The organism is Luteibacter rhizovicinus (assembly GCF_004342265.1).
GTDB lineage: Bacteria > Pseudomonadota > Gammaproteobacteria > Xanthomonadales > Rhodanobacteraceae > Luteibacter > Luteibacter rhizovicinus_B.
The window spans coordinates 65288-81299 of record NZ_SMCS01000008.1 but is presented as its reverse complement, the minus strand read 5'-3'; the positions used below and the strand labels follow the sequence as shown (position 1 = coordinate 81299).

Annotated in this window: 10 protein-coding genes; 7 read left to right on the top strand and 3 right to left on the bottom strand. The window is 60.3% G+C overall.

Going from position 1 to position 16012, the window contains the following annotated elements:
• Positions 1-295: 295 nt before the first annotated feature.
• Positions 296-1843 carry an MFS transporter gene (locus EC912_RS16730; protein ID WP_132146274.1) on the bottom strand — a complete coding sequence of 516 codons (1548 nt, stop codon included), beginning with the start codon at positions 1841-1843 and terminating at the stop codon, positions 296-298.
• A gap of 128 nt (positions 1844-1971) precedes the next feature.
• Between EC912_RS16730 and EC912_RS16725 the strand changes: the two genes are divergently transcribed.
• From EC912_RS16725 to EC912_RS16705, 5 genes are all read left to right on the top strand, one after another.
• Positions 1972-2868, top strand: a complete 897-nt coding sequence (locus EC912_RS16725) for a LysR substrate-binding domain-containing protein (RefSeq protein ID WP_132146271.1) — start codon at positions 1972-1974, stop codon at positions 2866-2868.
• 313 nt (positions 2869-3181) lie between these two features.
• A complete protein-coding gene (locus tag EC912_RS16720; protein ID WP_132146268.1) occupies positions 3182-3475 on the top strand; it encodes a hypothetical protein in 294 nt (97 codons plus the stop codon).
• 202 nt (positions 3476-3677) lie between these two features.
• Positions 3678-4637 (top strand): RHS repeat-associated core domain-containing protein, encoded by a 960-nt coding sequence (locus EC912_RS16715; protein WP_207906878.1) that lies wholly within the window; start codon positions 3678-3680, stop codon positions 4635-4637.
• Complete coding sequence (locus EC912_RS16710) at positions 4625-5038, top strand: hypothetical protein (RefSeq protein WP_132146265.1); 414 nt, start codon at positions 4625-4627, stop codon at positions 5036-5038. The genes EC912_RS16715 and EC912_RS16710 overlap by 13 nt, the downstream gene beginning before the upstream one ends.
• 210 nt (positions 5039-5248) lie before the next feature.
• On the top strand, positions 5249-6571 hold the full coding sequence (locus EC912_RS16705; protein WP_132146262.1) for a hypothetical protein: 1323 nt from the start codon (positions 5249-5251) through the stop codon (positions 6569-6571).
• 332 nt (positions 6572-6903) lie between these two features.
• Here the strand turns inward: EC912_RS16705 and rhtA are convergent, their stop codons facing one another.
• Positions 6904-7788: a threonine/homoserine exporter RhtA gene (gene rhtA, locus EC912_RS16700; protein WP_132146259.1), complete on the bottom strand. Its 885-nt coding sequence runs from the start codon at positions 7786-7788 to the stop codon at positions 6904-6906.
• A gap of 575 nt (positions 7789-8363) precedes the next feature.
• Here rhtA and EC912_RS16695 point away from each other — a divergent pair.
• Positions 8364-9302 (top strand): MASE1 domain-containing protein, encoded by a 939-nt coding sequence (locus EC912_RS16695; protein WP_132146256.1) that lies wholly within the window; start codon positions 8364-8366, stop codon positions 9300-9302.
• A gap of 36 nt (positions 9303-9338) precedes the next feature.
• Here EC912_RS16695 and EC912_RS16690 read toward each other — a convergent pair whose 3' ends face one another.
• Entirely contained in the window at positions 9339-9800 is a 462-nt protein-coding gene (locus tag EC912_RS16690) for a hypothetical protein (RefSeq protein ID WP_132146253.1), read from the bottom strand.
• A 781-nt stretch (positions 9801-10581) separates the two neighbouring features.
• On the opposite strand from EC912_RS16690, the gene EC912_RS16685 reads away from it, so the two are divergent.
• Positions 10582-15996 (top strand): RHS repeat protein, encoded by a 5415-nt coding sequence (locus EC912_RS16685; protein WP_132146250.1) that lies wholly within the window; start codon positions 10582-10584, stop codon positions 15994-15996.
• Positions 15997-16012 lie beyond the last annotated feature (16 nt).

Here is a 16012-nt window from a genome sequence, read left to right as displayed (position 1 = left end):
TCCGGTTCAGTGCGTGCAATTCCATCTACCTGACGAAGCAACCCGACAGTCCTTCGAGAAAAACGCATACGCCTCCCGCCGTCATGAAAGACGACTAAGCGGACACCTCGGGCGAATCCCTTAAGATGGTTTGAAATATGTCTCGGTATTTCGACTGGCAGCGTACGACTGCTATCGATTGCGCGGATACACAGAACCGGCACCATCATGTCGACGTAAATCGTTGTGCGACACGCTATTTGTAGTGCGAACGAACGTGCACGGCGGTACCTGACAAGTAGCTCGCAAGAACCCTTTATCCGTCGGACGCCGCAGCCAGGGCCGATGTCCGCGTTCCCGGTCGCGGCACCAGACAGACGAATGTCACCAGTGCGGCGACGAAAGTAACGACCGCGACGATCAGAAGCAGCGTTTGGAAAGCATATGCAAATTCGGCGATCATCGATCCGCTACTCAGTTCCGGGAATATCCGTTGTGCGCCGACAAGATCGCCGGCGGCAAGTTGAACGCCCGCCTCACCCGCGCGAGCCATGGTGTCGTCGCTGGCGGCTCTTGCGGTTGTCATCAGCTTCCCCTGCGTCAGCGTCGCAAGTACGGCGGTGACAATCGCCAGCGCGATGCCCTCGCCCGCCACACGCGTCGTACTGAAAATGCCGGTGGCCATGCCCGCCCTGTCTTTCGGAACCACGGTCATCGACAAACCGTCCATAAGACCCCACGGAAGGCCCGTACCGCAGCCGATAACCAGCATCGGAAGCATCAGCGCCTGTCCCGTTTCGGTCATGGGCACGCGGCTAAGCAGATAGAGACCGAAGGCCGCCGCAAGCAATCCGGAACCCGCAAGAACGCCCGGTGCGATCCACCGGGTAAGCCATGCCGCAAGCGCGGGCACGACGAGCATCGGCGCGCTGAGCGAGAGCATCAGCAGACCCGCGTCGATTTCGCGCATGCCGTTGATCCCGATGAACCGAAGCGGCAACAGCACCAGCAAGACGATGTAGCAGTAGCACGTCCCGATCGGCAGGACTTGCACGCCGACGAAACGTGCATAGCGGAAAAGGCTGAGGTCGAGCATGGGTCGGGCGACGCGAAGTTCTGTCCAGACGAAAGCCGCCGCAAGAACACACGACGCGCACAGCAAACCGACGACAGGCGCACTATTCCAGCCATTGGCGGGCCCCTGTACTACGGCATACGTAAAGCACGCCAGCGCCGCGGTAAACGTAAGCGCACCGGGCCAGTCGAGACCGGAGGCGTCCGGATTGCGGGACTCGTGCATCCGTCGCGCACCGAATGCGAGCGCCACGGCACCGACGGCCGCGATGCACAGAAAGATCGATCGCCAGCCGAAGTGACCGATCAACACACCGGCAAGTAACGGCCCGAAAGCGAGTCCGATGCCGAAACTGGTACCCAGCGCACTGAAAGCACGCGTCAGAGACCTGCCGTGAAAGACCTGGGCCAATGCCGCCGAGCCACCGGAAAGTGCCGCCGCCGCAGCGAAACCTTGCAGGCCGCGAAGCACGTCGACCACCAGCACGCTCGATGCGAAACACAACGCGAGCGACAACAACGTAAGCGCGCCGACGCCTCCGACGAACAATCGCTTGCGTCCGAACTGATCGGCGAGAGCGCCCGCCGCCATCAACGAACTGCCGAAGGTCAGCATGAAGGCGTTGGTAATCCAGGCGAGATTCGCCGCGCTTCCGCCCAGCTGCCGGCCGATCGCGAGCGTCGCGACGGCACCGGCCGAAAAATTCAACGGAAGAATCAGGGCGGCAAGGCAAACGGCAGCCAATACGGGTAAGCCGCGCGTGGCGGCTGGGGTGGTTAAGTCAGTCATGGGAATCCGGTCGCGTAGAGGGCATCGGCGGGGCCGGTCTTGTGGACGGCCCAGGGTTGCGTCCATGCTACGGATGCCGCAATCGAAGATAATCAGCCCCGAATTCCACGCATACCGGAATCTGACGCTTGAATCCGTCCGCCGAAAACCTGGCCCGCATCGTTACCTTCGTCCAGACAGCGGAGTCGCTCAGCTTTGTCGGCGCCGCGCGCCATCTGGGCGTCTCGGCATCGGCTGTCGGCAAGACCGTGGCCAAACTGGAAAAGACGCTCGGCGTCCGCCTGTTCCAGCGCAGTACCCGAACGGTTCGCCTCACCGACGAGGGCTGCCTCTTCTACGAACGCTGCCGGAAAGTACTGGACGACCTGCACGACGCCGAAGCCATGGTGTCCGAAGCGGCGCAGACGCCGCGCGGACGTCTGCGCGTCAGTCTGCCCACCATCGGCTACCGCTTCCTCGTTCCGCACATCGCGGAATTCCATCGCCTGTATCCGGATGTCGAACTCGATCTGGACTTCAGCGACCGCCTCGTCGACATCATCGAAGATGGCTTCGACGCCGTCATTCGCAGCGGCGACCTGCCCGACTCGCGATTGATGTCCCGATTGCTGGGACCGTTCCGCTTCGTGTTGTGCGCCGCGCCGGCGTATCTCGCCATACACGGCATGCCGAAGAACATCGCCGACCTCGCCAACCACGCGTGTCTGCAATTCCGCTTTCCCACCAGCGGCAAAATCCGTGGCTGGCCCTTCGCCGACGCCAGCCCCGGCACGCAGGCAAACAGCCCATTGACATGCAGCAACATGGAAGCGATACGCGCGGTCACCGTCGAAGGTCTGGGCCTTGGCTACATGCCGGACTTCCTTGCCCGCAGCGCGATCGCGGACGGCACACTGAAACACGTACCGCTGAATCTTCCCGCCGATGAAGGCCGCTTCTGGGTGCTATGGCCTTCCAGCCGGCAACTGTCGCCGAAGATTCGTGTGTTCGTGGATTTCGTGTGCGCGCGGTTGTTCAAGGACTGAGCCACCACTCAGACTAATCTGAAAATTCGCGAGATAAATCCCCAACGGGTTGACCCTTCGCTTCCTTGCCGCGATTCTCTTCGCGTCGCCGCACATCGGCGATCGGGAATAGCCTCCTGTGCTTTGCAACTGACGCGAAAAAGTATCGTCTCAAACGCTGCTTTTTCGCGTCGTCTAAGCTCGCCTTTTTTGAGGCGGGCGTGTCGGGCGGACTTCGGTCCGGCCGGTTTCAGTTGCACCGGTAAGGCTATCTCGGCACGCCCGCCACCCGCGCCCCGCGGGTGGCGGTCATCCCACGGAAGAGGATGCCGCCATGAGTAAGCACAGTTCCACCATCATCACCACCCACGATATCCCCGTCGCCTGCCCGCTCTGCAAAGGCGAACGCAAAGTGCGTCTTGGCGATATCCACGAGAGAATCACCGAACACCTTTCCGGCATGCGCGGCGCCACCGATCTGTTGATCGATGTGCCGATGATCGATGCGGAAGAAGGTTCCGTCGCGCAGACCGCGCGTTTGCTGCGGAATCTTATCGACGAGGTGACAGAGCTTTATCGGGCGATGAGCTTGAGTGTCACGCGCGATACGGGAGTGCAACTTCAGTAACACCCGAAGGTTACAAGCGCGGACACAATCGTTCGACCTCTGATTTAACTGGCCAGATTGTCAGTTCCAACACCGCACGCAGTCAGCCGAGGCACTATGAAGAAAGCTTGGCCTCATGATAGAAGAAGGTTAATACTTTACGGATACAGGCCTGGCTTTCTGCGCAGGAAGTTGGCTAACACCAGGTAAAAAAGGGGCCCGGGTGTTCTTTCAATGCTGGTTAAAGTCAAATCCAATCAAGCTCTGGATTGCATTTATGTGTCTAACGCCAAGCGCTTATGCGCAGGAAAAGGTCACCTACTTTTACACCGACCCTCGGGGAACGCCCCTTACAGAAACAGATGGCAACGGAGCGACTACGGCAATATTCGACTACAAACCGTACGGAACTGCAGTGTTGGGAGGCGGCCTGAGCGGCCCAGGCTTTTCCGGCCACTTCAACGACGACGATACGGCATTGGTCTACATGCAAGCTCGATACTTCGATCCATCCATCGGACGATTCCTTAGTATCGATCCGGCGGGATTTTTGCCAGGCAATATTTTTAGCTTTAATCGAAACGCATATACGAATAATAATCCGCTAACAAACATCGATTTAGATGGGAGGGTAGTAACCTCAGTCCATTCTTCGAACAACGTCAATCTTGCAGCGGATATAAACGCCAACTCCGCAACCCAGTTCGCATTCGACAAAAATGACCAACTCGTTGCAACGACGGCTCCCATCAATCCGAACGGATCGAGCTACTACTCGTCTAAACTTGTCGGCATGATCAACGCGTCAACAAGCAATGTGGCAGATATTTCAAGTACTGCGCCTGATGCAAATGGCGTCATAGTCGATGTCGATCGGGACAGCGGGGGTGGAATGACAGTCCTTAGAGCGGATGGCAGCGTAGCAATAACTATTTCAGGCAATGCAAACACGTCTCTTAAAGACATTAGTGGCGGCCAGCTCCGCGATACTCCCGCAGATATTCTTACCCACGAAATCGTAGGTCACGGCGCGCCCATGACAATCGGCATGGATAGTGGAAACGCGGTAATTAACGAGAACGAAGCGAGGGCTCAGATACCTGGCGCCGGCCAGCGCGCACCCGAGCCGAACCACGTTGAAAGTAAAGCGATCACGGATTGTGGAATGTTATGCACCCATTGATTTCTATCCTTGCTACAACCTCGTTCCTCGTCGCATCGACGAGCATAAGCGCCAATCAGGTAGTCGAGCATTCCCTGGAAAAGAAGGTTGCCGATGCCGATGCCGTATTCATCGGCACGGTAAGACAGCTCGATTATGTTGATCCGAGAGAGCCCAACTCCAGCCATATCGCCCTAGTGCATGTGGACACGCCCTTGAAGGGTGAAAAAATCGAAAATGTCAGCGTGTCGTATGACAACGGCATTGCCGAATTCGCGCCACTTTGCTGTGAGAACGGCCGTATTTACGTATTTTTTCTGAAACGAACACCAAGCGGCGTCTACGAATCTGTCAACGGCCCCTATGGGATCTACCAGGTGAAAGGCGTGCTGCCGACGTTCGAATGGCAGACTGAACGTTAGGTTGACTGCACCAACGAGAGGTTCGGATACGGCGCCTGAAAGTGGTACGTGCACTCAGAGGAAATCAACGCCGTTTAGGGAGAGACGAGCCAGAGACCGCTAGTCCTCATTGACTACCTCGTTCGCTGATGCCGACCCTTTCCATCCGCCTGCCCAGACTACCGGACGATACCGCTAGAATCAGGTCGGGGAAATGGGGAAGGGGCGGCAATGAAGCGAATGCTGGTGGGACTGGCTTGTCTGGTGGCGGGTTTGGCTTTCTTGCTCATTGCCGCTTTTGCGTGGGGGCGCTTGCGGCCGCCGACTGAAGAACAGGCCCGGGCGCTGTTCACGCTTCACGTGGACTTAAAACCCAAACAGGGAAGCAATGCCTTTCCCCTGCAATGGTTTACTAACTTTGACGTCCCCTACGACCAGCTCGACTCGCTTTATGCGAAAGATAGCGAGCATGCGCGTGCCTGGGTGGTCAGCCTGCCGAAGAATGACATCTTGTCCGTCCCCGCACCGACAGCCAGTCCGCCTTTTCCGGCTCTGGAACCGTTAGGTAAAGACAAGAATGTGCTCTGCGCGACACGCGAAGTCGATTGCCTGGGCAAGGTCCGTGCAAACCGCGAAGCGTTACGTGCCGTACTGATCAAGCATCGCGTGCGGCTTGAGCGCGATGAAGCGCTTAACCGTTATGACTACACGTGGAGCGACTTGCCGGCGCATCCTCTTATGTCCATCCCTGCCTACGGCCACTCAATGGGATTGTGGTCGAGCGCCGCCGCACTGGATTTTGTCGATGGCAACGAGCCGCATGCACTTGATCGCATATGCACCAATGTACTCACGACGCGCCGTCTCCACGCACATAGCAATACCCTTATCGGCACAATGATCATGGCCGCCCGGTTGCGTAGCGCCACCCAGCTTTTCCTGCAAATGCTGGATGAGGTACCGCCTGAGCAAGCCCTCCCGGAAAGTTGCGCCACGGCCTTTGCACCAATCATCACCGACGATCTGGATATGTGCGCCAGCATGCAGTCGGAATTCGGGATGTTGCTTGGATCCGGTTTACTGGATATGGATACGCCCTGGTACAGGCGCTGGATGCTATCGAGCAAGGGTACGCTGCGTTTGGGCGCACCGGCTTACGCCGCCTACTGCGCGGACGCGACGCGCAAGCAGTTGATAGCCGATCGCCGCTTCCCTGCCAATCCGATGAGCACAGCGCCCGATGTATTCGATTGGATATCCAATTCGGCCGGTAGCGTACTTATACAAATGCCGCCGCCGGTCTTCAGCAGATACCTGAATCGACAACAGGACGCTGCCGCCAGTCTTCGCCTTGGCGCGACCATACTGTGGTTACGTGAAACGCGCGCCGATGGCCGCACTCTGTCCGAGCGGCTGGCTCAGCGACCGGATTGGATGCACGTGGCCGATGATCGCGCACTGAGACTGTCGCCGGACAATCGCAGTCTTCTCATGGGATCGCATGATGAAGATTCGGATTGGCACGAGAGATGGCCGCTGCCCAAGGGCATCTGAACTCGGTCCATAGCGGCAAGCTGGCACCTCCGGGCACCATGGACGAACATGGGGAGACAAGTTGGACGCAATAACGAACGACGTGTCGCTGGCACGCTCGGGAGATTCTGGCGGCGACTTTTTGCCTTTGTGGATGTATGGCTACGACATCGGATTCATCCAGGGCACGAAGTATCGCGATTACGTTCTCGATCGATAACTAATCGCCACGTAGCGCCCGGTCTTGTTTTGACGGGCAAGACCACACTCATGAAGCCAGCGGCAGTACATCCGACGCGGCGCGATAGCGCCCATAAACGCTGGACAGGAAGTAAAAGGTCCGGGTCGTCCGCTCAATTCGCCAAAGGCTCGGAGACCAGCGCCCGGCGTACGCTCAGGGCTGTGCCCGCTGCCGCCACGATGATCGCCACAATCGCCAGCCATTGCAGCACGCTCAGATGCTCGCCCAGGAAAACCACGCCAGCCACCGCGGCGACGGCTGGCTCGATACTCAACAAGGTGCCGAACGTGCGAGCCGGCAGCCGGGTCAATGCGATCATTTCCAACGAATAGGGCAACGCGGAACTGAGTACGGCCACACCAAGTGCCAGAGGCAGCAACGCTGGCGAGAACAAGGCGGTGCCGGCATGCGCCACCCCGAACGGAATCGCCACCAGCGCCGCGATCGAAGTACCCAGCGTCACCGCGTCCGCGCCATAGGTCGCTCCCGCCTTCTGCCCGAACACGATATACAGCGCCCAACCCACCCCGGCGGCCAGCGCATACATCACCCCCACCGGGTCGAGCGTCTGCACCTGTCCGCGCAGCGGCAGCAGCAAGGCAAGTCCCGCCACCACCAGCGCGATCCAGACGAAATCCAGCAACCGGCGCGAACCGAACAGCGCGAGTACCAGCGGCCCGGTGAATTCCAGCGCTACCGCGATACCCAGAGGGATCGTGCGCAGCGACATATAGAACACCAGGTTCATCGCCCCCATCGAGAGGCCGTAACCCCATAGCGCGCGCCAGTCGCTCGCCTGCCGCGACGATCGCCATGGCCGCCGCAGCAGCAACAGGATCAACGCCCCCAGGCCCAACCGGAACGCGGTCGCCCCCTGCGCGCCAACCAGCGGAAACAATTGCTTGGCCAGAGCCGCCCCACACTGGTACGAGACCATGCTGATCAACAACACGCTAACCGCTAGCAGGACCGGGGCAACGGTGGCGCGTGAGGACATGGGGGAGAGTCGCAGCGAGAAGGAAAGGGCACTCATGATGCCCGCAAGCGCGGGTTAAACCCACCGTACAGGTCATCTTGCCGCCATCGCTGCTGACAGAATCCGTTCGCACAAACTAGAGAGGCATGGACTAGAGGGACATGGAATCGTCCGCGTGTTGTTTCGCTTCGGATCGCGCTCTGGCGCGCCCTGCACAAAACCGGTGGCGGGCGGGCTGTGGAGGCCCGCGATCCCAGGGCGGGATTGGGGACTTGGACCCCTGCACTGCCGCTGCGTTATGGGGTGGTGCTACAGTTTGGTTCCTGCCGTGGGTCGGCACCCTCGAATTAACGCTGGTAGTCAACAGCCGATCCCGACCGCCGTTACCGGCGACAGCCATATTGCTGGGCGCCGAATCGGCAAAGTTATAAAAACTGCTAAGGAGTTGGCGACGTCATGGCGCTCGTTAAGGCCAGACTGGCAAGGATGCGGGGCCGCGACAGCGACCCGAGCAGCTCCATCGCGCCATAAACAAATCCGGATCCGGATCCGGATCCCCCAGACAGCGTGCTTTTCGCAGAACCCAGGAGGTGAGTGTGGAAGGAGCCAACAGCAATCACGTTTCCTGGGCGCGCATGGCAGCCGTGGCAGCCGCTTATGCCGCCTGCTATGAACTGGCCCGATACTTCTCGTTCTCGCACTGGATTCTTCCGGCCGGCCTGCGGCTGGCCTGCCTGTTCCTTGTCCCCAGACGGTTCTGGCCCGCGCTGGCCATCGGCGAGACGCTTCCCGTCGTCGAAAGCGCCGCACTTCACATACCGGACTTCGGCGTGCCCTGGGCGTTTGTTGCCTCGATCCCGCTCATCGTGGTGTGCATGCCCATCGTCGCGAAGATCAAGCAACAGGCGGACCTGTACCGGGACAACGGCGACCTCAATATGGCGATGATCCTGGCCGCCACCGTGGTCTGCGCGCTGCTTACCGCTGTCCTTACCTGTGCCGCGCTGATGGTTGCCCTGGCTACGGCGCCGCCAGGGGCCTGGCCGGAAATCGCCGTGGTCCCTTATTTCTTTGCCTACCTGCTGGGTGCCTACCTCGGGGCGCTGACGTTGACCCCGACGGTACTCGCGCTACGCGAGCGCGCCGCGCGGTACGAACGCGTGACGTGGTCGCTGGTCCGGACGAGCCCGCTCGCCATCGAGGTGGTGCTTGGCGTCACGCCTGCCCTGCTGGCCATGGCCGCGCTCGCATCCACTTCGGACGGGATCATGCTCCAGATTTGTCGCATGGCCATGGTCATGCCGGTCCTCGTCCTTACCCTGCGGCATGGCTGGCACGGCGGAGCCGTCGCCGGCATGCTCGCCAGCATTGCCATGGCATCGACCTCGACCGTCCTTCTGGACCCGGCCATGATTCACGCCCAGGTCGTGCTCGCGTTTGCGATCTCCGGTGCCCTGATGGTGGGCGTACCCATCACCCGTCGCGCCAGAGCGCGCGCGGCGGGTGCGGGCATGACCGACGCAAGTCACCGCTGACGACCGGACGGCTTCCGGCTCGTCATGGAGACCCCGTCACTGGAAGTGGACACTGCACTCCGCGGGGTTCTTGCAGTCGTTGCTGACGGCTTGCATCAAGGCGGTGCCATCGGCCTGAGGCTGCACCGAAATCGTCACGCTGGCGTCCCGATAGACGATTTCGCCGGCGGTGGTGCCAGTCGCTGGCGGCGCGGACAGAGGTTCGGTGGGTGTGGCCAGACGCGCCGCGTCGACGCCAATGGGCAACCCCATAATGTCGCTGCCTGAATAGGCAAATGCGCCATGCACGGTGCCGTTGAGGTCATTGACCTGCACATAGCGCACGCCCAGACGCTCGAAGACATAGACGTGGTAATGGGGACTGGCGCTGACATCGGCCGCATTGGGCCACGCTTGTCCGAGACCGGTGGACGGAGGCGCCCCATCCGCCATGGCGGGAAGGACGATGATCGGCAGTGAGAGCAGGCCGGCGAGCAAAAGCTGGATTGAGCTGCGCATGTTAGTCCCCTAGCAGGATGGAGGTTGCCGCCGCACCCTATCTCAGGAAGGTGACGGCGATCACAACATTACTTGCATCCTGTCGCACGGACTGTGCCTGAGGGCGTCCTTACACCTGCCGGCGTAAGCCTTGGAAACGCTCCTTTATCGACATGTCGTCCGAATGGATCGTCGAGCACAAAAAACCGCCCTCGTGGTGGTTTTTTTGTGTTCGGCCGGGAGACCAGGATTCAATCGGACTCCCCGCCAATCCGCGCCATGTCTAAACCTGGGGCGATTAGCTCCCGGGAGGCATTGACCTCATGAGTTGACCAGGACGCCGCACGTTATCGCGCCTCCGGCCCGAGCCTGCCTATTTGGGACGGCCGTTGTAGGACGATTGGTTAGTGGACCCGGCGAGATGCTCTGCTTACTCGCTTGGCCGCTCATTACTGCCGGTGTCCGCCCCATCTTGAGCCCGATGATCCGTACCGGGGGCTTCCTTCCCATCCTGAAATCGGGACCGGCAGCACCAGCGTGTGAGCGAACCACCTCTCTACATGTAGGCATACACCTACACGATCAGCATGTTATGCCTCGAATGTATCGCAATATGTTACGAAATGTAGCGATATATTGCGCATCGTTCCGACTGAGGCCGCCATCTGACTGTTAGCTCGTGATTGTGACGGGCGTCCCATTCGTATAAAGCTGCGATCCGGGCGTCCAAGCCAACTCCTCCGCGGCCTGCCACCCATCATTCGTGCGCTTCGTGACTCGCTGTCCGGCAGGCAACAGGGGAATGTCGATGATCCGATGTGATGTGCTGCGGCTTGCCCGTAGCGTGCTGGTGGTCGTGTTTGTACTTGGCGCCTCGGTTACCCTTGGGCAAACCGTCTCAATCGAGTCGGAATACAAGAAGCTCCTCCGTGTAAACGAGGACATCCAACCCCTGGGGCCGAACGCCTTCGGCGAGTCCATCAGCACCTATGACGGGACGGTGTCCTTCACGCAGATCGACGTGGAGGCGAAGGGTACGGGGCTGCCCATCATCGTCGAGCGCACGATACGCGGCCGGCCAGAAGGTGGTCCCAATGCCTATGTCTTCGAGCTAGCCCACAACGCTTTCAGCGACTGGGACATGTCCGTGCCGCAGATCGAAACGCTGTCGGCGGAAGCCAAAGGCAGTTTCGGCCCAGGGCAGAACTTCGATGTGTGGTACTTCCTGGACGAGCCGAATCGGTGCAGCGCTCTGGATGCGGCCGGTCCCATCGATGTGGCAACCAAACCCGGCGAAGAAGGCGTGACCTGGGAGGCGGATGTCTGGTGGCATGGCATCCAACTCAAGATTCCCGGCGCGGGGACGCAAGACGTTCTCAAGCGTGATGCAGGCAACAACAGAATCCCTCAGATGACACTGCCGAACGGCAGTGCCATGACGTTTTCGGGTGTGACGAAACAGAATTGGGTGCTGGGATGCCTGCCGGCCACGTCGAATGGGCAGCCAGGCGAAGGATTCCTTGCGGTCGCACCCGATGGCACGAAGTATTGGCTTGATCGCCTCGTGTACCGCAACGCGGCGGGCATTGCTCACCCGGGCGGCGGCGCACTTAAACGTCGCATGGTTTCCCTGCTAGTCACCCGCGCGGAAGACCGCTTCGGGAATGCACTGATCTATAGCTACGACGCGAACAATCGCCTGACGTCCGTTACAGCGAGCGATGGGCGGAGTATGACGTTCACGTATGCGCAGTGGCAGCATTCGGCCGGTATTTATCCGCTCGGTGAGCGCATCACGGACATTACCCAGAACGGTGCGACCGGCTCACGCACTTGGCACTACACGTACGGTGGCACAGTCGATGAGCCGGTCCTATCGGATGTGACCCTCCCGAATGGGTCCAAGTGGACGTTCGCCAACATGATCGCCCTGTCGCTATCGTCAGGCGATCTTCGACCCAACTACGACGGATGCCTGTATTCCGTCCAGGGTGCCTCACCGCAGAGCACGGCGACGCTAACGCACCCTTCCGGGCTTTCCGGAACATTCACTCTTGGCGCCACCCTTCGCGGGCGTTCGGACGTGCCGAAGATATGCATATTCGAGCGCGGTGCGCAGTTCATTCGCACACCACATGCCTACTCGTCACAAGCGCTCATCCAGAAGCAATACACCGGTGCGGGCATTGGAACGCAGAGCTGGTCGTTTGCCTATTCGCCGCCAAACCAGAGCTGGCATGACGACTGCGTCGCGAGCGGCTGCGCAACCACGGTATGGACCGATGAGACCGATCCGGACGGCAGCGCCATCCGCCATACCTTCAGCAACCAGTTTGGCGCGACTGAAACGCAATTGAAGCAAGAAGACACCTACGCACAAGGCATAGGCTCAACACTCGTTCGTGCGGAAATAACCGAGTACGAAAGTGCCACCGCCGGTCCATGGCCAACACGGTTGGGTGACAACCTTCAAGCCGGCGCGAACAAGGATCAGGCGGAAACCATCTCACCCGTCAAGAAGCGCACGATCCAGCAGGATGGCGACAGCTACATCTGGGAGGTTCCTCCGGGGATGTTCGATGTGTTTGCGCGCCCTGTCCGGGTCATTCGCGGAGGAGGCATGGCGGGGCAGATCGCGATGACCGAGCAGACAACGTATCTGGACGACGCCCCTCACTGGGTACTGGGGCTGGAAGCACAGAAGGACAACCTGACTGCGACTGCGAGCGAGACAATCTCGAGAACGGTTTACGATCTGGCGCGAGTGACGCCATTGGAGCGCTATACGTTCGGCCGAAAGGTGATGACCTATGCCTTCGATGCACTGGGGAATCTTGCCGGTTTTACGGACGCCAACAACCGGTCTACCAGCTTGGGCAACTACAAGCGCGGCATTCCGCAGAGCGTGACGCATCCAGACAGCACCACGCAGAGCGCGATCGTCGACGACCTGGGACAAGTCACCTCGTTGACCGACCAACTGGGCAACACGATCAGTTATGCCTACGACGGTATTGGCCGACTGACGCAAATCACCTATCCGGCCGGTGACGCGGTCGCCTGGGCACCGAAGATCATTACCTACGAGTTTGTCGGTACCGAGCGCGGTGTTGCAGGGGCGCATTGGCGCCGGACAAGCACGCAGGGCGAGCGCGCCGACGTATCTATCATGGATGCCATGCTGCGGCCCGTGCTTTCGGGGCGCTATCGCGCGAGCGATGGGGCGCTTCATATCGCCACGCGGACGGCCTATGACTGGCGCGGCAACACGACGTTCGAGTCCTACCCGGTCAACGGGGCAGTGGACCTCGCGGCGATCGGGATGGGCGTCGCGCATACGTTCGACGTCGTTGGCCGTGAAACGCAAACCCGGCAATCATCCGAGCTTGGCGATTTGACGACGGCGACCGCTTATCTTTCCGGCGCGCGCAAACAGATCACCGATTCACGCGGCAAGGTCACCGTCTCGACCTTCCAGGTGTTCGATCAACCCTCCTATGAGACGCCCACGAATGTGTTGGCGCCCGAAGGCATCGAGCAGCGGATCGTTCGTAATATCTACGGCGACCCCACCAGCGTGACGCAGCTCGGCGGTGGCCAAAGCGCCACGAAGTCCTTCGTCTATGACAGCGCGCACCGGCTGTGCCGCATGGTGGAGCCGGAAACAGCGAGCACGGTTCTCAATTACGATCCGGCCGACAACGTGACATGGACGGCCAAGGGTGTAGCCATTTCTGGCACCGATTGCGGCCAGGATCAGGTCGCTACGCCAGGGGTAAAAATAACGCGAGGCTTCGATGCCATGAACAGGCTCACCTCGGTCTCCTACCCGGATGGCTCGCCGGCGCGGTCGTTTACCTACGATGCCGCAGGCAATCCAGCGACTGCTACGTCCGGCCTGGTCTCATGGACATTCGGGCGCAATAAACTCGGACTGCTTACGACGGAGAATCTCTCCATCGACGGCTACAACTGGCCTCTGAGCTATGGCTATGACGCAGCGGCGTCAATGAACAGCGTTACTTATCCCGACGGAAAAGTCGTCGCATACGCACCCGATGCGCTGGGACGGCCGAGTCAAGTCGGTGCCTACGCGGCCGGCGTGACGTATTTCCCCAACGGCGCGGTGCAGTCATTCACGTTGGGTAGCGGGGCGACCTATGTTGCGCAGCAAAATCTACGAACCTCACTTTCGAATTTCACCTACGGCAAAGGGGCCGCGCTGGCCATCAGCGAGGACCTGACCTACGACCCGGCCGCAAACATTACGGCCATCGCCGATCTTACCGTCGGAGGCCAACGCAGCCGCACGATGACGTACGACGATGCGAACCGCCTTGCTGGGTCAACGTCGCCGAACCTCTGGGGAACCGACACGTATGGCTACGACTCGATCAACAATATTGTCATGGTCCTGACGACGAAGCCCGGAGCGGACGTCTCCAGGGCGATCTACTACTACGACACAGTCACGAGCCGCCTCTCATCGGTCCTGCGCGACCGGGTAAGTACGCCTTTTACCTACGACGACCGCGGCAATACGACCGGACGCGGCACCTCGACGCTGCAGTATGACCTTGGCGAACGTCTTACCTCGGTGGATGGTGTGGCCAGTTACCTTTACGACACCGCCGGCAGGCGCGTGCGACAGACCCGCACGGGCGCATCCGCGTCGACCTATTCGGCGTACAACGGCGCGGGTCAGTTGATGTGGGAATTCGACCCGGCGACAAAAAAAGGTACCGACTACATTTATCTCGGCAAGAAACTGCTCGCCTCAACGCAGAATGTCATCGATACGATACGCGGTCGCGTCGACGGCGTTGCGATGGCGGGCACCAACGCGACGCTCAATGGCTGGGCGTGCTCCGATGGAAGTACCGCCTCGATTTCGGTGCGCGTCTACGTGGGTGGCGGTCCTGGCACGGGAGCGACTCTCGGCACCTATCTGGCTAACACCGCAAGTGAAGCGTCTATTGGGCTGGAATGCCACGCGGCGGGGACCGCATACCGCTATGCCATCGACCTCACCGACGCGGTACGAACCACGCATGTGGGCAAGACCATTTACGTGGAAGGCTTGTCGTCTCTCGGTGGTGACAGCGTTGTGCTTCAGGACTCGGGGGTCTATGTCGTCCCTCCGCCGGCAGCCGCACCTTCCGCCCCGGCGAGCGTCACGGCCACCGTCTCGTCGGACCTTGGGTCCATTGGTGTGTCGTGGACGGCGTCAGCGAACACGACGCGGTACGAAGTCGAGCAGCAGTTCAATGGGGGCGCATGGAGCACTGTCTATAGCGGTACCGCGCTGACGACGACGATCGCAAACCCCGCCGACGGGAGCTATGTTTACCATTCGCGTGCGTGCAACAGCGCCTTTTGCAGCACCTGGACACAGTCCAGCGCCGTCATGGTGTCCCATCTGCCGCCCGCGCCGACATCGATAACCGTGCCGGCAACCAGCAATGGTCCGATCGCCGTCTCATGGGGAGCAACTGCCTATGCTTCCAGTTATGGCCTGGAGCAGAGCATCAATGGTGGCGCCTGGACCACGGTCTATGCGGGCGGTGGAACGTCGGCAACGTTGACTGCGGCGAGTTCCGGTAACTATGTGTTCCGCGCCCACGGTTGTAACTCGAATGGCTGTGGTGCCTACGTCACCAGTACGACCACGGTCGTCACCCTGGCTCCAAGCGGTGCGCCGGTAGTGAGCGCGCCGTCCACCAACACTAGCGGAAGCTACGCGGTTTCCTGGACGGGTGTGTCAGGCGCGACGAACTATCCCCTTTACGAAAGTATCAACGGTGGTGGCTGGACGCTCGTGCAGCAAACTGGTGCAACGTCCTGGTCAACCAGCGGCAAAGGGAATGGCACCTACTCGTACTACGCCCAGGCTTGCAATGCGGGTGGCTGCGGTCCTGGCAGCACTTCGGCCACCGTCACGGTGTCGCTGATTCCGCCCCCACCGACGAACGTCTTCGCGATAGACGCATTCCCAAACCCGAAGACCGAGACCCTAACCGTGACATGGACTGCTTCGCCGGGTGCCACGCGGTACGAGGTCCACTGCTACACCAATGGACAGCTGTGGAATACGACCACCACCTCGCAACTGGTCGAAAGGGGTCCCACGGGTGAAATTCCGCTTATGGGCTATGAGGTCCGCGCTTGCAATGCGGTGGGGTGTTCGGCATGGGCCCTTGCGGACTCTGGTTTCTAACAACGCTATCGGCTGG

Coding starts and splice junctions, on each gene's coding strand:
- EC912_RS16730 (WP_132146274.1), bottom strand. CDS start 1,843: ATGACTGACTTAACCACCCCAGCCGCCACGCGCGGCTTACCCGTATTG.
- EC912_RS16720 (WP_132146268.1), top strand. CDS start 3,182: ATGAGTAAGCACAGTTCCACCATCATCACCACCCACGATATCCCCGTC.
- EC912_RS16710 (WP_132146265.1), top strand. CDS start 4,625: ATGCACCCATTGATTTCTATCCTTGCTACAACCTCGTTCCTCGTCGCA.
- EC912_RS16705 (WP_132146262.1), top strand. CDS start 5,249: ATGAAGCGAATGCTGGTGGGACTGGCTTGTCTGGTGGCGGGTTTGGCT.
- rhtA (WP_132146259.1), bottom strand. CDS start 7,788: ATGTCCTCACGCGCCACCGTTGCCCCGGTCCTGCTAGCGGTTAGCGTG.
- EC912_RS16690 (WP_132146253.1), bottom strand. CDS start 9,800: ATGCGCAGCTCAATCCAGCTTTTGCTCGCCGGCCTGCTCTCACTGCCG.
- EC912_RS16685 (WP_132146250.1), top strand. CDS start 10,582: ATGTCGATGATCCGATGTGATGTGCTGCGGCTTGCCCGTAGCGTGCTG.